Annotated in this window: 7 protein-coding genes and 2 pseudogenes; 8 read left to right on the top strand and 1 reads right to left on the bottom strand. The window is 73.7% G+C overall.

Features of this window, described 5'->3' with window-relative positions; genetic code table 11:
- The first annotated feature begins 1,760 nt into the window (after nt 1–1,760).
- From CCZ36_RS02505 to CCZ36_RS35460, 4 genes are all read left to right on the top strand, one after another.
- Nucleotides 1,761–2,216, top strand: a complete 456-nt coding sequence (locus tag CCZ36_RS02505; RefSeq protein ID WP_069738628.1) for a YbaB/EbfC family nucleoid-associated protein — start codon at nt 1,761–1,763, stop codon at nt 2,214–2,216.
- 5 nt (nt 2,217–2,221) lie between these two features.
- Nucleotides 2,222–2,590, top strand: coding sequence for a hypothetical protein (locus CCZ36_RS02500; RefSeq protein WP_128816945.1), 369 nt, complete (start codon nt 2,222–2,224; stop codon nt 2,588–2,590).
- Between the two features lie 81 nt (nt 2,591–2,671).
- Entirely contained in the window at nt 2,672–3,100 is a 429-nt protein-coding gene (locus tag CCZ36_RS35465) for a WXG100-like domain-containing protein (protein ID WP_237302581.1), read from the top strand.
- On the top strand, nt 3,097–3,684 hold the full coding sequence (locus tag CCZ36_RS35460; protein ID WP_237302580.1) for a hypothetical protein: 588 nt from the start codon (nt 3,097–3,099) through the stop codon (nt 3,682–3,684). Before CCZ36_RS35465 ends, CCZ36_RS35460 begins: the two co-directional genes overlap by 4 nt.
- On the opposite strand, the gene CCZ36_RS35455 is transcribed toward CCZ36_RS35460, so the two are convergent.
- Nucleotides 3,674–3,829 (bottom strand): hypothetical protein, encoded by a 156-nt coding sequence (locus CCZ36_RS35455; RefSeq protein WP_237302579.1) that lies wholly within the window; start codon nt 3,827–3,829, stop codon nt 3,674–3,676. The genes CCZ36_RS35460 and CCZ36_RS35455 overlap by 11 nt on opposite strands.
- Before the next feature lie 246 nt (nt 3,830–4,075).
- Between CCZ36_RS35455 and CCZ36_RS35450 the strand changes: the two genes are divergently transcribed.
- The 4 genes and pseudogenes from CCZ36_RS35450 to CCZ36_RS02475 all read left to right on the top strand — a co-directional run.
- Nucleotides 4,076–4,402 (top strand): hypothetical protein, encoded by a 327-nt coding sequence (locus tag CCZ36_RS35450; RefSeq protein ID WP_237302578.1) that lies wholly within the window; start codon nt 4,076–4,078, stop codon nt 4,400–4,402.
- 4,669 nt (nt 4,403–9,071) lie between these two features.
- Nucleotides 9,072–21,466 (top strand): annotated as a pseudogene (locus tag CCZ36_RS02485) (hypothetical protein).
- A 74-nt stretch (nt 21,467–21,540) separates the two neighbouring features.
- A complete protein-coding gene (locus CCZ36_RS02480; RefSeq protein ID WP_128816944.1) occupies nt 21,541–21,930 on the top strand; it encodes an FKBP-type peptidyl-prolyl cis-trans isomerase in 390 nt (129 codons plus the stop codon).
- A 186-nt stretch (nt 21,931–22,116) separates the two neighbouring features.
- A pseudogene (locus tag CCZ36_RS02475) lies at nt 22,117–23,135 on the top strand (DUF3533 domain-containing protein); the annotation flags it as partial.
- Nucleotides 23,136–23,453 lie beyond the last annotated feature (318 nt).

The raw sequence follows: 23,453 nt of genomic DNA, 5'->3' as shown, positions 1-23,453 counted from the left end.
CGGCAGCCTCGGCGACATCAACAACGGTACGGACGGCTCCCTCGGCACCCCGACCGGCGGCCGGACCCAGCTCGACGGCAACCAGCTCACCACCGGCTTCCCGGACGGCAGCAGCACCTCCTTCGACCCGGACAGCGGACTGCTCACCACCACCCACCCGGACGGCAGCGTCACCACGCGGGATCTGGGAGACGGCACCCGGCTGACCAACCCGGACGGTTCGGTGACCTCCCTCGGCGACGACGGCACGCTGACGACGACGTTTCCGGACGGAACGACGCAGGTGGTGGACCCGAAGACCGGTCAGGCCACCTCCACGGCCCCTGACGGCACCGTCACCACGGAGAACCTCGGCAACCTCGGAGATCTGAACGGCCGGAACGTCAACGGGGGCCCGGGTGACCTGGCGGCCTGCGGGACCTGGGCAAACATCAACGCCGATCTGCCGACCGAGTCACCCGGTGTGCCTGGGCGGCCGGGAGAGGCATCGGCGACCTTGGGTGACCGGCAGACCATCGGCGACCTGGGCAACATTCAACGCCGACCTGCCGACCGAGTCACCCCGGGGCCTGGGCGACCGGGAGTCCAACCGGCGACCTGGGTGACCTGGGCGACCGGGAGACCATCGACGACCTGGGCGACCTCGGGAACCTCAACACGGGCGACGCGGGCTGAAGTCCTCGACCGGCAGTCTCACCGGCTGGAGAACGGCGACTTCGCCACCACGTTCCCGGACGGCGGCAAGAGCGTTTTCGACCCGGACACGGGGCAGCTCACCAGCATCGCCCCGGACGGCTCCGAGGTCACCACGGAACCTCACCCACGGGGCCGAGGTGACCAACCCGGACGGTTCCGTCTCCTCGCTGGACAACGGCCGGTTCCTCAACTCCTTCCCGGACGGCTCCAGCCACTCCATCGACCCGGACACCGGCATCGCCACTGTCACCGACCCCCAGGGCAGGGCCGAGACGGTCACCCTCGACGAGTTGAACACGCGAGGCGACAGCAACAGGCCTGACTTCCTGGATGACTTGAGGGAACTCAGTAGCAGCGGCAGCGGCGGCGGAAGTGCAAGCGGAAGCGGCGGCGGCGAGGGTGGGGGAGGTGCCGGGGTCACCACCCGGGACGTTCCCCTCGCGGAGCTGGGGCTGAGCGCCCAGGTAGGAGGCGGCGGTTCCGGCGGCGGCCTCCCGGTGCGGACCTCCCGTCGTCGGAGACTCTCGGCCAGGTCGCCCCGCTCTCGGACAGCGCCACGAACAGCGCGACGACCCCGGCACCGGCGGCGGCCAGGGAGCCCCCCGGCGCCCCGGGTACGCCCGGCACCCCCGGCATGCCGATGGGCGCGGCATGGGCGGGATGGGCGCGGGCGGCGAGAAGGGCAACGGCGAGCGCGTGCGCGCGGTCCTGGTCGACGCGGCGGAGGAGAGCGAACGCCGCAACCGCCGCAGGCGCAGCCCGTGGAACCGTCAGGAGGACAGCGACACCTTCCTCACCCCGGCCTCCCGGGTGGCCCACCACCGGCGGCGACACCCCGGAGGGGGAGCAGGAGCAGGGGCGCAGGCCCACGACGTCCGCCGACTACCTGGAGGAGGACGCGGACGTATGGGGCACCGAGGAGGGCGGCACCCCGGCCGTGATCGGCAGGTGATGCAACGTCAGAAGAGTGCGTCGGGGCCGGACGTCAGGGCCCGGCACGGTGAACGTACGGTCATGCGTACGGGCGGCGGAACGATCAGCAGGACGGAACGAGGAGCGCGGGCGTGATGGAACCACTGGAGAAGCGCCTGGAGAAGGCCATGGCCGAACTACAGGCCGCCCAGGAGGCGGTGGCGCGCACCGAACGCGAACTGCGGTCGGCGTCCTTCTCCGTGCTCTCCTCCGACCGGGCGGTACGGGCCACCGCGGGCCCGCAGGGCGAGCTGTCGGGGATCGAGTTCCTGGAGAACAAGTACCGCGACATGTCCCCGCAGGAGCTGGCCGCCAGCGTCCTGGAAGCGGCGAGCGCGGCCCGGCTGAAGATGAACCGGCATGTGATGAAGGCGATGGCCCCCTTCACCGAACCCAGCAGCAACGTGCCGGAGCTGAAGGGCTTCGAACTGGACTGGGAGCGCGTCTTCGGCCCCGAGGTGCTGCGGGAGGACGGCGAGACCGCCTCACGCGGCGGCCCCGCGGCCCCCGCCTGGCGGGACGCGCTCGGCGACGAGGGAGAGGACTGAGCGGGATGGGGCAGCGGTACTACGTCGACCCGGAGCGCATCGAGGCCCTGGCGCGGCAGTTGGAGGAGATCGGGACGCTCACCCGGTCCATGACCGAGGAGTTCCTCGACGAGCTGGCGCCCACGGTCGGCTGGCCCGGCACCAACAGCGAGTTCTCGGAGAAGGCCAAGCCGCAGGAGCAGAAGGAGCGGCAGACCACCAAGGACACCATGCTCTCCATCCGGGACGCCCTGGTGGGCATCACCGACGCCACCATCGGCAACGTCCGGATGATGAAGGACACCCGCGACCGCAACATCGACGAGATCGAGCACGGCAACAGCCGCCTCGAAACCGACGGATTCGACGGCACGGGCGGGCATGGCCGGCGCTGACCCCCGCGCCGCAGGCCGCTTCCGCACACGACCGGGAGCGGCCACTCCGTCCTGCCCGCACGGCCCCCGGGGCGGCCGTCGGTGAGCATCCAGGTATCGCCCGAGGTCAACGCCATGATCTTCATCCTCACCGGGGAGAAGCTCATGGACGCCGACGAGGACCTCGCCTTCGAGAGCCGTCGGCCCTACTCCGGCCTCGGACGCAAACTCGACCGGCTGTCCTCGCTGATCGACAAGTCGATCCATGACATCGGCGAGTCCATGCCGGACGACCTCGCCTCGTCGTACGCCAAGGCGATGGGCCTGCTCATCGACGACGGCGGCAAGAACTACCTGCGCGAATTCTCCGAGCAGCTCGACAAGATCGCCGAGGGCCGCCGCAAGACCTCCATGGACATCATGGAGTCCAAGTGGCAGGTCATCGCCGAGGTCATCCGGCTGCTCATCGAGATCGCCATCTATCTGGCGATGTCCTTCTTCACCGGGGCGCCTCGGCCAGCCAGATCATGATGGCCAAGCTGCGCAGCCGCTTCTTCATCCTCACCACCCTCAGCCATCTCCTCCAGAGGCTGCACCTGGCGCCTTCCCTGACCGAGGCGTTCGCCGAGGCGTTCACCACCTTCGCGGTCCGGCTCGCGATGATGAACTTCGCCCCGGACGGCCGCCGCCCCGACTCCATCGACTGGGGCGACATCGGCAAGGCCGCCGCGTTCGGCGCGGCGGCGGGGTTCTTCACCAGCGTCTTCGAGAAGTTCGCCAAGGACATCGTCCGCAGCTTCGACGGCAACTTCCTCAAGGGAGGCCCTGACCTCGACTTCAAGAACCCCAACTGGCGGGACACACCGAACGTCGACATCAAGAACAACGGCCCGACCCCCAACCCCGGGCCGGGCTCTGAACTTCCCGACCCTCCGAAGGACCGGCCCGACCCGAACCCGTACGGCAACGGCCCCACCCCCACGCCCGCCCGGTCCCCGTCACCTTCCGGGACGGCCCGTTCTCCTTCCGCAACAACCCCGAACTGTGGCGCAACAGCCAGATCCTGCGCCTCAACCTCGACCGGCCGGGCGCGCTGGCCGCCCACTACGGCCTGAAGGGGACGGCGGACTTCATCGCCGCCGGGGCGGGCGAGGTGGTGGCGGAGATCCTGATCAAGGGTGCATTCGAGGGCGACTGGTCCTCCAGCTGGACCACCTTCTTCGGCGCGGGCATCAGCAGCCGGGTCGAGTCCTCGCTCATGGGTGCCGCACTGAACAGTGGCGCCGAACTCCGCCACGCCATGGACAAGTTGCGCAACCAGCCGCCACCGACCGGGTCCGGCGGCAACGGCCCGGAAACGGCCGGCTCCGACCGCGCCGAGGGCCCTCCCGTACGGACACCACCGGTGGCGAGGGCGCCGGCCCCGGTCTCTCCGCGCCGCCGCCCGCCGTTCAACAGACGACGAGCGAAGGTGGATTCACCGGTAGCCAGTCGCCGCCGCCGTACGTGTCGCAGGACGCGCCGCCGCCCTACGTCCCGGTCGGCCCGCCGCCGTACATGCCGGGCCCCCTGCCGGTGACGGCTGCCGAGAACACGCTGTGGCAGCAGATCCACCAGGGCCCCGCCGAGGTCCGGGAGCAGTCGCTGCGGGACCTCGCCGCCCTCCGGGGTTCCCAGCCGCCGGGCCCCGCCGAGATCGGCGTACGCGACGGGGTGCACGAGCGGCTGTCGCAGTTGCCCGAGGTACGGGTGGTGCCCGGCGGGAACAGCGCGGCCGGCCAGGTGGACACCGACGAGGTGCGCCGGGCCCTGGAGAGCCTCGGTACGTCGTGACGGTGGACGCGCCGATCGTGGGGGAGGGCCGGGGGGCGAGAACCCGGGAGGCTCGCCCGAGAGGGGTGCCACCGGTACCGGTACGCCCGGCGAGGCGGAGCGCCCGGTGGTGTCGCCCGGCCTCGGCACCGGTGCGCCTCCACTGACCGTCATCGTGGCCGAGGGCCCGCCGCCGCTCGCCGGATCGCCGGAGTCGGCCGAGCTGCTGGACCGCGCAGGCGTGGACCGGGCCGTCGTGCTCGGTCCGCCGACCGGACCCGACGCGACGGCGGCAGCCGGCGCGCGAGGCGGTGGAGCTGACCCGGGAGGGCCCCGGTGCGCCGGTGGAGGTCCGCCCGCTCACCGGACCCGAGTTCGTGGGAACGCCCGACAGCGGCCCGAACACGGCGTTCCCGGGCGCGAACGTGCTGCTGCCGCTCGCCGACGCCCTGGGCGTGCCGCCCGTCACGGCGGCCGCTCCACCGCCCGCCGACTCGACGGTCCCGCCCGCCGGCTCGACCGCCCCGCCCATCGGCTCGACCGTCCCGCCCGCCGCATCGGCCAACCCGGCCTCCGCGTCGACGGCCTCACCGCCGCGTGCCCCCGCGCAAGGAGGCCCGTCCGGCGACACCGGCACGGCGGCCGAGGGCTCTCCGAGCGAGCAGGCGCAGGAGACGCCGACACGGGAGACGCCGGAGACGTCCACCGCCACCGCCACCGAGTCCGGTCCTGCGGAGGCCAATAGAGGGACCGACCCCACTGCCGTGGCTCCCCGCACCGAGTCCGAGCAGCACGCCATCGACCCGTCCTCCGTGAAGCCCGTCTCGGGCGGACCGACTCCCGCCACCGGCGACCTGCCGGGCCCGGACGTCAAGCCGACGGTGATCACCACCACCAGCTCCACGCCCGGCCCCGACGTCAGGGCTCCGCTCGACAGCACCCCGCCCGAGGCCGCCCCGGAAATCAGGCCGACCGTCGGCGCGACCGCCCCGCCGTCCACCGCCGGCCCCACCCCCCCGGGACACCGACCGCCTCCAAGCTCGCCGCCGACGCCCGGCCCTGGACCGAGGCGGCCACCGACCTGCACCTGGAGTCGGGCCGAGGCGACGTGGACCCCACCGCCACACCTTCGGCCGCGCCGCCCCCGCCCGCACAGATCACCGTGCGCCCGGCGGACCCGCCCCAGGGTCAACCCCCGCAAACGCTCCGGGACTTCCTGCCCGAGGACCGGTGGTGGACCTTCTACATCGATCCCAAGAACCACCAGGCCGCGCTCGAAGCCTTCCCGGACGACCCCGGCTCCTATTACGACCACGACCGCTCACCGGGCTTCCAGCAGGGCATGGTGTCCGCGTACACGCGGTTCCTCGGCGATCCCGGTACCGTCGCCACGCCGATGGACTCGACCTCGTACCGGACCATGCACGGGCTGGCCACCGGCCACCTCGGCCGGACGATCGGCTGGTCCGGCGGCGGCGCCACGCAGTTCCCGCTGCGGGGCGAGACGCTTGCCGACGACATCTTCGACGAGCGCATCGGCGACCAGCTGCTGGTCTACGACACGACCAGCCGCGACTGGTCGACGCCTCTGCCCAAGCCTCGGCCGGTCACCATCCTGACCCGGTTCATGCACAACAACCCGTCGCTGGCGACCAATTACGGCAAGAACGCGGCCCCCGGTCTCGTCGACACGTTGTTCCAGCAGCACTACGCCCGGGTGTCCGACCCCGACGCCGACGATGCGGTCAAACTCGCCTCCATCGTCCGGACCATCCGGGCGCTGCACGTCGTCCACCCGTTCCAGGACGGCAACCTCCGGTCCAACGTGCAGATCCTGCTGCCGAAACTCCTGCTGGAACAGGGCCTGCGCCCCGTCGTGCCCGACAACATGTACAGCCTGTTCCAGGGCGGCCGCTCCGTGGCGCAGATGGTCGACTCGCTGGTCCGCAACGGCGCTCTGGACACCGGAAGGCCCCGCCCGCCGCTGGGCGGGACCGCCGTCGACGTGAACCTGGAGTCGCGCGGGGACGGCACCGGGGACACGGGGGGCGCCCCGGTCGCTCCCATCGCCACGAGCAGCAGCTCGGACGGTGTAAGCGGCACGCCGCCGCCCCCCGCGGCCGGACCCTCGATCACCACGCTCGACCGGAGGACGGTGCCTCTGGGCGAGCTCCGGCGCTTCGTCCCGCAGACGGCGACCGCTCCGCAACCCGGGGTGGCTGTGCAGACGGTGACCATCTCGCAGAGCCGGGCCGAGGACGGCACGGGGCGGAGTGCGGGGCGTGCGGCGCTGCTCGGCCAGGACAGCTTCCGCGGGGTGCGCACCGCATCGGCCGAGCCCCCGCCGTCCGGGACTTCCGAGGCGTCGCTCGCGCCCCGGACCGTCTTCACCGGCCCGCCGGCCGCGCTCCCCGGCTCCGGCACCGCGCGGGGCGCCGACTACTTCGTCGGCCACGGCACGCCCCGTACCGTCACCCTCGGCACGGACAACGCCGCTTACCCCACCGTCGAGGTGAGTGGCGTACAGCTCGGCGAGGTCCTCAAGTACTGGGCACAGGACGAGGATCAGGACCGGCCGCTGGTGCTGTTCTCCTGCAGGACCGGACAGCAGCCGAAGATCGCGGGACTGCCGGTCGCCCAGCACGCTGCCAACCGGACCGGACGCCGTGTGTACGCGCCGACCACCGAAGCGGGCACCGCGAAGGACCGGGACGGCAACGTCCGCGCGGTCCTCGGCGAAGGCCCCGACGGGCCGGGCCGCTGGCGGCTGTTCACCCCGGAGCCCACCGGGACCGCGCTGGACGACCTGGCGCGCGACGCCGGACTGCACGCGGGCCCCGACCCTGCCGACGCCTTCGCCCGCGCCCGTACCCTCCAGCAGATCCGCACCCTGCGCGAAGTCCTCGGACCGGACGCCGAACAACAGCCCGGCAAGCGGGAGCTGCTGGCGGACCTCGCCTACGTGGACGGCCTGCGCTGGCGTGACCCGGGTACCGCGGCCCGGTACGGCGACGGGCGGATGACCCCGGACCTGCTCGACCGGATGGTCACCGACTGGCACACCGCCACCAACGGCACCCCCGTCGACCCGGCCGCCGGCCCCACCCCGGAGCAGTACACCGCGTTCCTGGAAGCCGCGGCCGGGCTGCGGGCCGGGGCGACCCCCGAGACCACGCTCGACACCCTGCTGCCACCCCCGCCGCCCCAACTGCCCCCGGACACCCTGGTCTCGCAGCCGGACGTGCTCGGCCTCTCCTACGCACGCTCCGCGCAGATCACCTGGTCCCTGTCGAACGCTCCGCTGCCGCTGTCCGAACTGGGCCTCGACCCCGCCGACACCGCCGAGCTCGCCCGCCGCCTGTACCACCCGGAGCTCACGGCCGCGCCCGCCCCGGCCGACCCGCAGGACACGCCGGGGCCCGAAGGAAGCCCGCCCCGGCCCGTGCCCCCGGTGAACTCCCTCACGGTCAACGCCTACACCGCCCGGCACACGTACGGCATTCCGGAGAAGAACTTCACCAAGTTCCGTGGCCTCGCGCGGGACCGGAACGTGGTCGTGGACGTGCGGCCGACGAATCCGTCGGCGCCGAAGTGGCTGGACGCGGGGGCGATGCCGAAGCCGCAGGACATCAAGGCGAAGACGGTCAACGAGATCGACGTGCTCCTCGGGGCCGATGCCGGGACGATCGGTCTGGTCGGCTTCTTCCGGCCGGTGCTGCCTGCCGAGGGCTCTGTGCCGCACGGTGCCTGGGACCGGGTGGTCTCACGGTTCAACCAACGTTCCACCGAGTTTCGCGAACTGGCCGGGAAGATGGCCCAGTACGAGGCCGAAGGCCGCTTCGTCGTCCAGGACGGAGTCGTCCACGGCGTCGACGAAGCCGGTGACCGGCGTCCGATCACGGGGGACCACGATGTGTTCGACGTGTCGTCCCCGGACGGCTCGCGGCTCTCGCATCCCGACCACGATGCGCTGATCGACGAGATGCGGGCCAAGGACATGGCCGTCGTGCACGGCGCGCACATGTTCTGGAATCCGCCGACGGCCTTCGACAAGTCGGTCTTCGACAAGATCGTCGGCTCCCATCAGGGCCCCTCCGGCGAGCCACTGCTCCGTTTCACCCCCAACAGCGACCACGCCCTCCTCACCTGGACGCAGAAGCTCAAGCCCGGACAGGTCGACTCCTACACGGCCCGGCACACGTACGGCATTCCGGAGAAGAACTTCACCAAGTTCCGTGATGTGGCGCGGGACCGGAACGTGGTCGTGGACGTGCGGCCGACGAATCCGTCGGCGCCGAAGTGGCTGGACGCGGGGGCGATGCCGAAGCCGCAGGACATCAAGGCGAAGACGGTCAACGAGATCGACGTGCTCCTCGGGGCCGATGCCGGGACGATCGGTCTGGTCGGCTTCTTCCGGCCGGTGCTGCCTGCCGAGGGCTCTGTGCCGCACGGTGCCTGGGACCGGGTGGTCTCACGCTTCAACCAACGTTCCACGGAATTCCACGAACTGGCCGGGAAGATGGCCCGGTACGAGGCCGACGGCACGTTCACCGTGCACCAGGGGATCGTGTTCGGTCTCGACGACGCGGGCGGCCGCCGTCCGATCACCGGCGACCACGACCTGTTCGACGTCTCATCGCCGGACGGATCCCGGATCCCGCCCGTGGACCATGACGCGCTGATCGAGGAGATGCGGGCCAAGGACATGGCCGTCGTGCACGGCGCGCACATGTTCTGGAATCCGCCGACGGCCTTCGACAAGTCGGTCTTCGACAAGATCGTCAGCTCTCACGAAGGAGCGGCCGGCGAGCCGCTGCTCCGCTTCAGCCCCGGCAACGACCACGCGGTCCTCGTCCACCCCGAGCCCCGCCCGGCCACGCCGCCGCCCGCCCGGCCGGAGAGCATCGCCGAGGACATCCAGCTGTCCGGCAAGGACACCGGGACGCCCGGCCTCGCGGACACCGTCCACGCGGACGGCCGGACGTTCCGCAGAGTGCCCGCCCGCGGCGACGGGGACTGCCTCTTCCGGTCGCTCCTCGACACCGCGCGCAGCCGCGCGGTCCCGCCCCCGTGGGCCGCCCGGAACGTCGCCGGACTCCGCAGCCTGCTCCGCGACCGGCTCCCCGGTTCCGAACTCCTCGCCCCGGACGTCGAGGCCGCCCCCGACCCGGTGCTCGCCGTCGTCGACGACCTCCGGATGACCGCTCTGGCGGGGGTACGGGACCCGGAGGCGCGGGAGCGGATCGGGCAGCGCTGGGACCGGATCGAGCAGGCGGTCGTCAAGAACGGCGACGGACGCCGGTGGCGGCAGATCCTGAAGGACAGTGGCTACCCCCACCTCGCCGACGTGGCACCCACCCCCGCCGACGCACGGCGGCTCGGCACCGACGGGCTGATCCTCGCGGCGGCCGAACTACCGGCGCTGTGGTCCTCGCCCTTCGCCGACGCGCTCCCGCTCGCGTTGGCGCACACCCTCGACATCGAGCTGCGGCTCGTCCGCCCCGACGCGTCGGCACCGACGGGCACGTCCGTCACCCCGCTCCACCCGGGCGGCCGTGGCGGCGTCCTGCATGTGGCCTACAACGGCGCCGACCACTACGACGCCCTGGTCCCGGCCACCGCCCTGCCCGCCCCCGCTCCCACCCCCTCCCCGGTCACCGGGAGCCCGGCGGGCACCGACGTCTTCGGGGAGTGGCTGCGGAGCATGGGCGGCGTCACGGACCTGGACGCCCCCGCCGAGGAGAGCCCGGACCGGGGCGATCCCGTACCGCTGGAGACCCAGCTGGAGCGGCACCGCCCGGCCCGGCTGCTGACCGGCGAGGACGCCCGGCCGCCGGGACCGGCCCCGCGCACGGTCACCTTCGACGACGGCAGCCGTCTGCCCGCCGTCCTGATCAGCCCGGACGCCGATCCGGACGACGGCTCCACCGGACCGGGCACGGGGACCGCCGCCGGGCCGCCGAGGACGGGGCTCCTCAACGGGCCGGGCGTCCTCACCCTGCGCTCACCCGAGCAGGTCGCGAAGGAGGTCTTCGACCAGCTCCCCCAGAAGCTCCGCGGCCAGTTCGACGAGGCGGAGCTGCTGCGCCTGCTGAAGGACCAGCCCGGCGCGTTCACCGCCCCGCGCGGCGCCCGCTTCGTGGGCCGGGAGAAGTCGGGGGTCGGCCACGAGATGATCGTCGAGGCCGTCCCGTACCACCGCTGGGAGCGTTTCGGCGAGGTCGGCGGCGCGACCGTGCGGCTGGACACCATGCGGCGCGGCCAGGCGGGTACGGGCGGCGGGCGCAGCGTCGGCGTCGGCCGCCGGGTCGCCGCCGCACTGGGCATGGGGCCGCCCCTCAACTGGATGGTGAAGATCGGCGTCTCGCTGGGCTGGACCCGTAGGACCGACTACACCCAGGGCACCCAGGCGTACCACCAGAGTGAGTACCGGGCCGTGGAGGGGTCCCACCTGCATCTGGACGACGTCCACTACCGGGTGCGCGTCGAGCGGGTCACCGAGGCCCCGGAGACCCCGGCCACGACGACCCCCGGGCCCGGCACCGCGCCTGCCGCCACACCCCCTTGGCAGCGCAGCCAGGTGCACGCGGCCTCCTTCGCCATGCGAGACGGGCTGAGCTGGCGGCTGCCCGACGACCTCACCGTGCCCTTCAAGGGGCCGAAGCGCGCCCCGGAGACGCTCACGTTCCCGGACGGAGCCGAACCGCGGATCACCGACACGACCGCCCTCCACCTCACGGACCCGCCGGAGGATGTCGCGCTCTCCATCTCCGGCGCACGTCCCGGCAGTTCGGCCCACCGCACGCTGATCTCGTACGTACGGCCCGGGCGGCTGCTCGGCCTCTTCGGGAGGCTCTCCGGACCCGTCAGCGGGCCCGAACTGACCCGGGGCGGCGGACAGCACCCGCTGGGCCATCTGATCGTCGAGCGGTCGATCCCGCACCGGGCCACCCTGGTCACGGAGTCGGTCAAGGCGGAGGTCCGCGACCTCACCCAGACCACGTACCAGAACCAGCGCGCCCACGTCCGCGACACCCGCTTCGGCGTCCAGGTCACCGCCGGGCCGCACCACGCCTTCATCGGACCGGAGACCGATGTACGCCTCCAGGGCGGCCCGCTCGTCCGCACCGATCTGAGCGCGGGCCGGGGCCACTACCTCGGCGCCGACGCCGCCCGCAAGGTGACCGGCCGCGTCCGCAACCACCCCATGGCGCTGTACCGGGTGGAGCGCACGCTGATGGTGCGCAAGGCCGGACAGCCGGCCTCCGCCGCCCGGCCGGTCCGGGTGGTCAGCCTCGACTGGTACTCCACCCAGGACGCGCGCCGCCTCGCGGGCTGGGACAGCCGTACCCCCGGAGCCGCCGGGCCGAACCCGGACGCCGAGCCGCCGGTGCCGTGGTACCTCACCCGCCAGGACCCGGTGCACCTGGGCGGTCAGGTCCGCGCCGAGGGCTTCGTGCCGGACCGGCGCCCCCCGGCCCCGGCGACCACGGCCGCGACGACGACCCCCGCCCCGGTGACGGCTCCCGCCCCGGTGGGGACCACCTCCGCCCCGGCCCCCACGGCCACGACGGCCCCGGCCACGACGACTCCCGCCCCCGCCCCTCCCGACCCCCTGAAGGCCTTCACCGACACGGTCCTGGACACGCTCCACCGCGCGTACCCCTCGCTCTTCGTCCCGCCGCTGATGCTGCGCCACCGCCACCTGGCGAAGCTCTGGTACGGGGACGGGCGCATGCGGACCGCGCTGCACAACGAGCGCCAGGTGCGCGAGGCGCTGAACCGGCCGAGCCTCGCGCAGAGCCTCGACGACCTCACGACCACCGGGGTGCCGGTCACCCTCACCGAGGACGGCAAGGTGCGCCGGGGCCACCACACGCTCATCCTGCGCGCCCGCCTCACCGACCGGCGGTTCGAGACCACCCTGAGCGAACGCTCGCTGCGCAACGCCGTCATCGGCACCGAGATCTCCGGTCAGGGGCAGCAGGAGTCCACCACCCTTTCCGCCGGGGTCGAGCTGGGCATCTCGCCCCGCGACCACGACAAGGATCCCGGTACCGGACTGCCCCGCCGGGCGGGCAACGTCTCCCTCGGCGCCCGCTACGCGCAGACGCGCGCCCGCGCCACCAGGAACACGGTCGCGGCCGTCCACGACCAGCTGGCCTTCCAGGACGGCGCCGATCTCTACAGCTACCAGGTGGAGTTGGGCGCCACATTCGAGGGCCACCGCCGCCCGCGCGGCTGGACCCGCCTCGTCTCGGTGGGGCTGCTGGGCGCGGGCGTCTTCGTCAGCAAGATCGGGGAGCACCCGCTGTTCGCCCGGGGGACCGAGACGGTGGGCCGGGTGGAGCTGGCCGTCCCCGCCGCCCACGGCTCCGACCACCACGCCCCCGCCGACCCTCCCGCCACCGGCCCCGCCCCGGCGCCCGCTCCCACCCCCGTACCGCGTCCTCTCTCCTCCACCGAAGCGGACCAACTCCTCGACGGCACACGGCCCTTGCCGCATACGTCCGCGTCCGACCGGCGGCTCGTGCACAAGCTGCTCAGCTCCCCGCACGTGGTCCTCAGCACGGCAGGCGGCGAGCAGCGCCAGCGGCTCGTCCAGGACACCGCCGACCGAGCCACCGGCGCCTCCTGGCACGTCAGCGCCCCCGGCACCCCGATCCGCACCGCCCTGCGCCGGGCCGTGGCCAACCTCGGCGTCGCCGGTCAACTCGGCCAGTACCTGGGCCCGTTCGGCACCCGCATCACCGGGCTCACCGGGGCGGGCCCCTTCTCGACGCACTACCTCAAGGCGGCGGTGCGGGGCGAGCTGGAGAACGTACGCGTCAAGAGCGCCCCGAAGCCCGGCAGCCTGGAAGCCACGATGGGCAACGAGCACCGCGTCGCCGGTACCTCCGGCACGGGCTCCAGGACCACCCTGGGAATACAGGGCGCGGTGACGCCGGTGCAGCGGGCCCCCGGCCAACCGGCACTGGTGGGGGCGTACTCGTCCGCGCTCCAGTACGCCTGGGGCAAGGGCCGCAGCGTCTCCCGGACCCTCACCCGGGGCCGCAACACCACCCTCAGCTACGCCGGCCGGATGTATCTGGTGGTCGCCGACGCCACCGAGACCGTGGCCGTACGCGACCGCTGGACGGCCGCGGCGGGCGCGGTCGGCACCCGCGCCGGGGGCCGGATCAGCTCCGCCGCCGGCCGGATCTCCGAACGGCTCGGGCGCGGCCTCGACCCGCGCCGCGCCGCCGCCGCACTCCAACGCGTCCGCGACGCCGTGATGTTCCACCTGCCGATGCAGGACGCGATCGAGGCCGGGCTCGCCCCGGACGGCCTCGGGACCACCACACCGGACAACCTCGGCGGCGGCTACCGGCTCCCCCCGTTCCTGCGCCGCCGCCACTTCCCCTCCCACCCCAGCGGCCGGCTCGACGCGAGCGGTGTCGCGCAGCAGCTGATGGGACAGCTGGAGCGGATGGGCGTGCCCTCGCACGACCGGGAGCAGGTGCTCCAGCGCCTCTCGCCGGACTTCCTCCGCTCCCATGTGCACGAGCTGACCACCGACGGGATGGCACTGCCGGTCCGCTACCGCACCTGGTCCAGCCCGCACCACCTGCCGGTCGGCGGTAGCCCCGGGCAGCTGAAACTGACCCTGACGCCGGTCACCACCACCGTGGAACGGCTGCGCACGGGGTACGAGTTGGAGGACTACCGCACCACCGCCCGCGACGACGTCGACGGCCGTTCCCAGGACCGCGGAGCCGACGGGACGCTCAGTGCGAGCGAACGCGCGGCGGGCGGCGGGGCGCTGGTCGCCAACCCGGCGCTCCAGGGCACGGCGGCCAAGCAGCGGTCGAGCAATGTGACCGAGGCGGTCGGCAGTACCGCGATGCCCAACATCGCCACCACCCAGGCGCACGCCGAGATCGTGACCACGTACACCGTGACCGCCACCCTGGTCGACGCGTCCGGGAAGCCGCTCGGCCCCACCGCCACCGCCCCCGTCGGCAGCCTCAACGAGATCCTCCCGGCGAGCCTGCTCACCCCGGTCGGCGACGGCGCGGACGGAGCGCTCACCGAGCAGGACGTGCCCGAACCTCCTCGTGCGGTCCGGATGCTGACGGCCGATCAGGCGCTGCCGGAGTCCATCGCCCGGTGGCGGACCACGGACGGCGAGACCGGCGAGAGCGACCCGGACGTCCTGCCCTTCGACGATGTGATCGGCTCCGGCATCCTCGCCGTGGACATCCTCGGCTCGTCCCAGGTGCAGGACGCCCTGACCCTCGCCACCGCCCGCGCCGACGGCTTCCCCGGAGACACGGACCTCGGAAGGCGGCACAGGGGCGCCACGCTCGCCGAACGTGTACGGATGGCCCGCCACACCCCGCTCACCCGCCTCGGCACGGCCCCGGCCCAGGCCCAGCAGGAGGCCACCTCCCAGGTCGGCCTGACCGCGGGGTTCCGTGAGGCGCTCGGGGCCGACGGCTCCCCGCTGCCCACCCAGTCCTCCGCCCGCCTCCTCGGCCAGTCCCACACCGCCGACTCCCGCCTCTACGCCAAGATGCACCGCAGCGGCGCCCGGCTGCTCGCCGTGGAGAACAAGCCGCGCATGGAGGCCATGCAGCGGCGCAAGACCGGCGACGCGCTGGACGCGGGCATCACCGACAACGTGGAGGGCGCGGTCAGTACGTCGCCGCTGGCGGGCACCAGCAACGCGGGCGTGACCAACCCCGGCGCCACGGTCCCCATCGGCGGTGCCAACGACTCGACCGCGCTCAGGGGCGCCACCGACACCACCCTCGGCACCCACGTCAAGGTCGTCACCGACCGCAGCATGCTCTTCGCGGTCCCCGTCAGCTGGCTCGCCGTGGCCGAGGTGGACCACCGGGTCACCGACAGCCGCCCGATGCAGGCCCTCGGCAAGCCCGAGCGCGGCCCCCGTGGCGTCGAGGCCGAGACCACCGCCCTGGTCTGGCTCCGCGAGGACATCGCCCGCGACTACGGCCTCCTGGACGACACCACCTTCCCCGACGAGGCCCGCACAGCCTGGGACGACCAGGCCAAGGCGGCGGCCGACCTCGCCGCCGCCGAGAAGAACTACTACGACGCCCGCGCGAAGACCCGGGAGACCTGGCTCGGCCTGAGCCCCGAGGAGCGGTCCGCGCTCGGTAACGACGCCGGGGCCACGACACCGCCCCCGGAGGCCGCCGCGTTCCCGGAGGTCGCGGCGTCCCCGGCCGTCACCGCCTGGCAGTCCGCCCGCGACGAGGTACTCCGCCGGCAGCAGCGCCTGGACGCCGCCGCGAAGGACCACCACCGCCTCCACCTCGCCGCCGCCCGCCTCACCGCCCACCACCAGGGTTCGGGCTCGGTGCCGGTGAAGGACGCGCCGCAGGAGTACGCCGCGCCGGACTGGCGCTCCGAGGCGCCGGAGCCGTACACGGTCACCGACGCCACCGACTCCACGCCGCGTACCCTCACCTCGCCCGATGGGCGCACGGTCCACCAGGTGCACGAAGTGCCGCACGACGGAGCCTCGTTCTTCCACGCGTTGCTCGCGACGGCCCAGGACCGGGGCAGGCTGCCCCTCCTGCTGGGCCCCGGCCTCGCCGACCGCTTCACGGCGACGCCCGGTGATCCGGCCGTCACCGCCGAGGCCGTCGACGTCGCGCGGAACCGGCTCGCGTGGGCGCTGGGCGACGACAGCAACGAGGACCTGCTGGACGGCCTGGCCCTGGATGCGGCGGACACCTTCACCCAGGCCGAACTGGACTACGCGGAGATTGACCTGACCGGCCCCCAGCAGGCGGAGTTCGACGCGTTCGGCCGGCTCCCGCAGACCGTCTGGCCGAGCCCGGAGCAGCGGGTGGCGCTGGCCGTGGCGGCCTTGTCACGCCCGTTCACGGCCGAGCCCACGCGGGCGGGCCCGGACAGCGGAGACCCGGCCTCGCCCGAGCGCCGGGCGGGCGACCACGGCGGCGCCGACGTGCTGCCCGCCCTCGCGGCCCGGGTCCTGGGCACCCCGGTGACGGTGGTGACGGGAGAGGGGCGGCAGCAGACGTTCCTGCCGTACGGCGCCGACCCGGCGACGTCCGACGCGGCCTCGGGCCCGGTCCTCTTCGCCGCCGACGGTTTCTTCTCCGCCGCGCTGACGCCCGGCGCGCCGCCGCCGATCACCACCGCGCTGCCGCCCCCGCCGACCACCAGTACACCTACGGGCAGTACGGAGACGACGCCCAAGCCGCCCGTCCACCGCAGCCACGCCACCCCGCCCTGGTTGCCGTCCGCCGACGCCGGGGGCCCGCGCTACCGGCTGGACCGCGAGGGCGTCCTCACCGCGCCCGACGGCGCCACCTACACCCAGGGCGCTCCGGCGGGCCGGGGCAACGGCTTCTTCGCCGCGCTCTCCACGGCCCTGCGCCACGCCGCCGGGCAACCCGGCCTCGATCCACGGGCGGCGGCCCGGCTCCGGACCCGCGCCGGGGCGTCGCCCCTCCAGATGATGCGCCTGAACGGACTCCCCGGCGAACGGGCGGAGCGCGAAGCGCTGTTCTCACCCCCGCCGCCGCCCGCGAACCAGAAGGGCGTTCCCGCGCCGAGCCAGGACGCCCTCGACGGCCGGCTGCGCCGCCATCTGGCCACCGCCCCATGGGGCCCGGACGCCGACCGCGCGGTGGCCGAGTGGGCGGCGAAGGCGACCGCCGCCACAGTCACCCTGATCGAGGAGAACGGCACCGCCCACACCTACGCGGGCCCCTCCGCCGACGCGCCGGTCCTCCGACTCCGCCGCCGGGGCGGGGACTTCGTACCGCTGCTGCTCCGGACTCCGGCCCCGGCCCCGGCTCCGGCACCGAAGCCGAAGCCGAAGCCGCCCACGGACGGCGACGTCCCAGGGCTGCCCGGGGAGGAAGAGGCGTACGAACTCAGCACGCTGTCCGGCGCGGGACCCCAGCCGCAGCCCCACGACACCACCGGCAACGACACCGCGTCCGACAGCGACGGTCGCTCCGACTCCGACGGCGAGGAGGACACCCCCCTCTGGGCCGGCCCCGAGTGGCTGACGGCGGTGTTCGGCCCGCAGTGGAACAGGGCCCCGCGCGCCCGGCTCCAGGAGACCTCCCAGGCCCTCTACGCGCTCGTCGAGGAGGCGGCGGGCGGCCGTCCGGCCCGCGCCGGGCTGGCCGATCTCATCCGGCACGTCCTGCACCTGCCCGACCGGGCCCGGGTGACCAACCAGGACGTCCTGGACCTGGGAGCGCTGGCGCTGGAGGCGTCGTCGGACGACCTGACGACCGCCGACGACCTCGCCGGGTACTTCGTGGACCGGCAGATAGAGACCCGGCGGGACGCCCTCGCCGAGGAGACCCTTCTCCGCACGGCGGAACGGGGTGTGCCGGGACGGGACTTCACCGGGGCGGACCGGGGTCTGCCGGCTCCCGACTCCTACCTCGCCGAGCGTTCCGGCCGGATGGCCGGGCAGAGCGCGCCGTGGCGGAACCCGTACCTGTTCGTGGCCGGGGCGGCGGACGGCGGCGGCGTCGAGATCGTCACACCATGGCGTACCTTCGTGGTCCGCGAGGCCGAGGAGATGGCCCGGCTCATCTCGTACGACTCGCGTCGGCCGCGCGGTGCGGACATCGTCCTCGCCCTGCCTCCGGCGTTCGCGGCGCGGGTCGCCAACCTGGTCGCCGGTACGACGGCCCGCCCGGTCTGGTACCCGCTGGGGCCGGCCCGGGTGGCCACCCACCCCACCACCGGGGCCGCCCACCTCGTGGTGCGCCGCGGGGCCGGGGAGACCGGGCCTGACTGGACCACGCCCCCGCCACCGCAGGAGCCCGGCCTGCCCGGCGCCCGCGACGTCAGCGGCGACAGCGACAGCGATGACGGCCATGACAGCGACAGCGACAGCGGCTCCACCAGCGACGGTGACGCGGAGTTCGACCGGCTGGCCGACCGGTTGCAGTGGGAGCGCCGTACCGACGCCTTGCGCACCCGTCCCCTGGTCACCCGCGACTACGAGGTCGTCGACGAGAGCGGCACCGGGGTGCTGTTCACCGAGCCCGGGCCCCGGACGGTCGGCGAAGTCCGTACGGAGGAGGAGGCGGAAGGGCCCGCACTCGTCCTGCCCCACCAGACTCCGGGGACCGTCCGCGCCGTCGACCGGCCGCCCCTGCACATCTCCGAGGACCGGACGGTCGCACTGCTCTCGGCCGGGGACGACACCACCGGACGCGGCCGGCAGCTGTACGCCACCAGGGCGGCGATCGAGCGCTCCTCGGCCCGCCTGGCCGCTGCCGGAGCCGGAGTGCGGCTGGTGTCCGATCCGGCGGTGCGGGTGGTGCCCACCCGGGAGGACGGCGCGCCCGGCGAACCGCTGTTCCGGGTGGAGCCCCGGTTCCTCAACGCATCCGGGGCGTCCGAGCACGCCTTCACCCGGGACTTCGCCCGGATGGTCGCCGGAACGGATGCCGCGCCGCTCTCCCACCTCGCCTTCCGCACCCCCGACGGTACGGTCGCCACGGCTCCGGTCAACGGGCTGCACGGCCGGGAGGTCACCGGCACCCACCACGTGGCCCAGGCACTGACGGAGATCGCCGACGGCACTCGTACCGCCACCGACGTCACCCCGGACTGGGCGGCCCGGCAGGCGGGCCGGGACCCGCGCTTCACCGGCGGAGTGGTGGGCGCGCCCACCCCGGGCGAGGCGTACGGCCGCGCCCTCCGCCACACCCAGGACAACACGCTGCGCGGGCCGCTGGACCGGGCCGCCGCCCGGGCCGGGGTCAACGAGTACGCCTGGGCGGAGGTCGGAGAGGGGTATCTGATCCAGTCGGTCAGCACGACCAACGACAGCGGCGCCCAGCTCTTCACCCACAACCACGCCAAGCCCGGCGACCCGGTCGGCCCGCATGCCCCCTACCACTTCGCGCAGGTGGTGCTGGCCAGCGAGGACGGCAGCCACCAGATCACCCTGGAGAACGAGACCCACTCCCGTACACCGATCCCGGTGGACCAGCTCGACGCCGTCGTCGACGAGAATCTCGACCGCTACGACGAGGACCGACTGAAAGCACTGGCGCGGGAGACGGAAGACCGCGCCGCCGCCGCCCGGCGCGACGGGGCGGCCCCGGCGGGGATCGCCCGGCTGGAAGCCCTCGCCCGTGCGGCCCGGGCCCTGGCCGCCGTCCACGAGGCCGAGCACGTGCGCTGGTACTTCACCGAGGACCGGCCCGAACACGCCCTGGCCCAGCGGGAGGTGGACCTGGCCCGCACCCGCGCCCGGGACGCCGTACGAGCTGCGGCACCGGTCCTGGACGACAAGGACCAGTGGTTCTTCCGGGCCTACAGCAAGCGCCCCGGCGAGTCCGCCCACGCGGTCAACGCGGCGCTGCTGTCGGAGCGGTCACCGGCCGTCTCCAATCCGCTCACCACGGTCGCCCTGCACGGCCACGCACTCCGCCCCGACCGGCGTACCGTCCGCTTCGCCGAGCAGCAGCACACCCCGTCGGCGGACGCGGACGAGAACCTGGACGCCCTGGCCCTGTCCCTGGCCCGCACCGGCCTGTGGAACCACGCCAACGGCCTGCCCCTGCCCACGGTCACCGTCACCGGGCACGGCAACCGCTCCCGGGCCAGCGGCCAGAAGCGGGCCGAGGCGGTCGGCAAGGCGCTGGGGGACCGGCTGGCCCGGCTGCTGAGGACCTTCCAGGACGGGGCGCCCGGCCCGCACGTCCGGCTCTCCGACTTCACGCTCACCCTGGAGGCGCAGCGGGTCCGTCGCGCCACCGACCCGGACCGGGGGCGGGTGGTGACCGTGGACATCGACGACCACCGGCAGACCTCGCCCTCCGCCCCCGGCGGCTCTGCCTCCGGCCGCCCTGCCCCCGCCGGAGAGCCGCCCCGCACCGGACCGCCCGCGCTGCCCCGCCCGACCGCCGATCCCGCAACCTCCGGCACCTCACGGCCCACCGCTGCGGAACCGGCCGCCGGAACTCCGTTCACGAGCCCCGCCACCACGGAGTCCGCCGCCCGTGCGTCCGCCGCCCCCTCCCACCGCGACCCGTCCCGCCCCGGCCGCCGGTCCGCGACGCCCGGCCCCGACCGGGGCGTACCGGTCCCTGCCTGGGTGCAGGCCCGAATCCGGTACGCCGAGGAGTCCGCCGTCTTCGAGCGGCGACTGGCCGAGGCCCTCGCCGAGAACGAGGCGGTGACGGAGGAGTTCCGCACGATGGCGCGCGCCGCGTGGGACCGAGCGCGACAGCAGTATCCGCGCGCCCTCGCCACCTTCGGCAGCGAGAACCCGAGCATGCCCGGCACGGTCGGAACCAGCAGACCCGCCCTCCAGCAGGTGCTGCGGACCGGCAACCTGAGGGAGCTGGCGACCTTCCTGTTCCAGGGCATCTCCAGCGACCTGGTGCCCGAGATGCTGGGCGGCAGGGAGGACCCGAACCCGGAGATCGAGCAGGAGCGGCCCGGCCGCCGCCAGGCGGAGGCGCGCACCGAACTGGAGCGGCTGGCAGCACAGTTGAACCTCGACGACACCCTCTCCGCGGCGGAGAAGCAGGCGGCACTCGCCCGTGCCACCCAACGCCACACGGTCCGGACGGACCCCGACGACGTACGCCCGCCACTGAGCCGGGCGGAGCGCCCCTTCGCCGTGAACGACCACGGGCTCACCTGGATCCCCGCGTCCTCCGTCTACGACCTGGCCATGAGCACCGGCCTCCAGGGGGCGTCCGAGGACACGGGGGGCCTGGTCCTGACCGGCACCGCGGGATCGACCTACCGCTTCCTGGTGCACGCCGCCCGGATGCGGGACCAGTGGGGGATCGACCTGGATCTCGGGCTGATCCGGGCCGGGATGATCGCGATGTCGCTGTCGGCGGGCCACCACTCGTTCCACGAGGTCATGCGCGGCGCCCAGTTGGCGCTGGACTCCCTCCCGGGCATGACCCGGCACTGGACTACCAGGACAACTGGGGCCGGTACTGGAACATCCATCCGCTCACCGAGCGGGAGCTGCGCGAGCGCGTCGCCCGGGACGGCCTCTTCCCCGACGAGCACGCCCGGGCCCTGCTCGACGTAACGTGATCTCTGCCGCATGGGAGGTCCATGTGTCCGGTCGACCCGTCCCGCGGGTTCCGGAGGCGAGCGAGGAGACCGCGATGAGCGAACCGACGAAGCCGGCTGTCGAGGTTCCGGAGGGGGACCCGCCCACCGAGCTGACGATCCGGGACCTCCTGGTCGGGGACGGCCCTGAGGCTTCGCCGGGCCGGGTCGTCCGGGTGCACTACGTCGGGGTGACGTTCGCGTCCGGGCGGGAATTCGACTCCTCCTGGGAGGAGGACCGGCCGTTCAAGTTCGCCGTGGGCGGCGGCCGGGTCATCAAGGGCTGGGACCGGGGTGTCAGGGGGATGAGGGCCGGTGGCCGGCGCGAGATCATCGTCCCCCCGCGCCTCGGCTACGGCAAGCAGTCGCCCTCGGCGCTGATCCCGGCGGGCTCGACGCTGATCTTCGTCGTGGACCTGCTCACGGTGGTGGCTCCCGGCGGCTGAGGCGCGCTCAGGCCCCCGGCTGAGCGGTCGCCACCGTGCCGGACATCGCCGCGGCGGCGTGAAACAGCGCATGGACGGCGGAGGCGTGCGTCGCACCGGTCGGCAGCCGGGCGTGGCGGTCCGGCCGCCAGCCGTTCGGGTGCTTCCCGCCTGCGGGGCCGCCGGTCGTCCCGGACTGTGGAGACCATGAAACAGAGCACCTTGTCCGAGGTGAAGAGTGCCGTCACCCCCGGGCCACGCTCCTGGTGATCGGGGTCGTCGCCCTCCAACTGCTGTTCGTCGTCTCCTATGTGGGCGCGCTGCACGAGCCCAAGCTCAGAGACGTCGCCTTCGGAGTGGTGGCCCCACCGGCCGCGGCCGAGCGGACGGTGCAGCGCCTGGAGGGGTTGCCCGGCTCACCGCTGGACCCGCGGGCCCTGCCCGACGAGGCGGCGGCGCGGAAGCAGATCGAGAACCGGGACATCGACGGTGCGCTCGTGGTGAATCCCGACGGCACCACCGACACCCTGCTCGTCGCCTCGGGAAGCGGCAAAGCCCTGGCCATCGCGCTGGGCTCGCTCACCGACAACGTGCTGGAGGCCGAGGGGCGTACCGCACGCACGGTCGACGTGGCTCCCGCTTCCCCGCACGACTTCAACGGGCTGTCCTCGTTCTACCTGGTCGTCGGCCTGTGCGTCGGCGCCTATCTGTGTGCGTCGATCCTCGCCATCAGCGCCGGGGCCCGTCCGGCCAACCCGACCCGCGCGGCCACCCGTCTCGGCACGATGGTGCTGGTCGCCCTGGTCGGCGGACTCGGTGGCGCGATCGTCGTCGGACCGATCCTCGGTGCCCTGCCGGGCGGCGTGTGGGCCCTGTGGGGGCTCGGCGCGCTGCTCGTCTTCGCCGTCGGCGCCGCGACGCTCGCCCTCCAGGGGCTCTTCGGCGTCATCGGCATCGGCCTGGCGATCCTGCTCATCGTGATCATGGGGAACCCGAGCGCCGGCGGGGCCTTTCCCGCGCCGATGCTGCCACCGTTCTGGGAGGCGATCGGCCCGGCCCTGCCGCCGGGGGCAGGCACCTGGGCGGCCCGCTCGATCTCCTACTTCGACGGCAACAGCATGACCTCGTCGCTGCTGGTGCTGTCGGCCTGGGCGGTCGCCGGAGTCGCCGTCACCATGCTCGCCGCCGTACTGCGGCAGCGGCGCGCCACTGAGCCGAGCTCGCCCGGGAGGCTGCATGACGAAGGTGCTGTTCGTCGTGTCGGCGGCCGATCGCTGGACGCTGCGGGACGGGGAGGGCCGAAGGCCACCACCTCATGGAGGCCGGCGGCCATGTCGGCAAGATCCTCCTGGTCAACGAGGAGACCGAGTGACGAGGGGTGGGCCGTGCCTCACGGGAGTCACCGGGGGATGAGCGCGCCTGACCGGGTTCCGTGCCGGTTGGGGGATGAATGGGGCGCAAAGGATGGAACCGCTCATTGCCGTCCGGGGTGTGCACCGCTTCGACGGCCGGCACTTCAGCGGGCGGCCGACGGGGCCGCGCGC

The sequence above is a fragment of the Streptomyces sp. S063 genome (genome assembly GCF_002832675.1).
GTDB lineage: Bacteria > Actinomycetota > Actinomycetes > Streptomycetales > Streptomycetaceae > Streptomyces > Streptomyces sindenensis.
This window is presented reverse-complemented; position numbering and strand designations above follow the sequence as displayed.

What these genes read in the sequence shown, in the direction of transcription:
- CCZ36_RS35460 (WP_237302580.1), top strand. Translation starts at nt 3,097, where the DNA reads ATGATGGCCAAGCTGCGCAGCCGCTTCTTCATCCTCACCACCCTCAGC.
- CCZ36_RS02500 (WP_128816945.1), top strand. Translation starts at nt 2,222, where the DNA reads ATGGGGCAGCGGTACTACGTCGACCCGGAGCGCATCGAGGCCCTGGCG.
- CCZ36_RS35455 (WP_237302579.1), bottom strand. Translation starts at nt 3,829, where the DNA reads ATGAGCGAGGACTCGACCCGGCTGCTGATGCCCGCGCCGAAGAAGGTG.
- CCZ36_RS02480 (WP_128816944.1), top strand. Translation starts at nt 21,541, where the DNA reads ATGAGCGAACCGACGAAGCCGGCTGTCGAGGTTCCGGAGGGGGACCCG.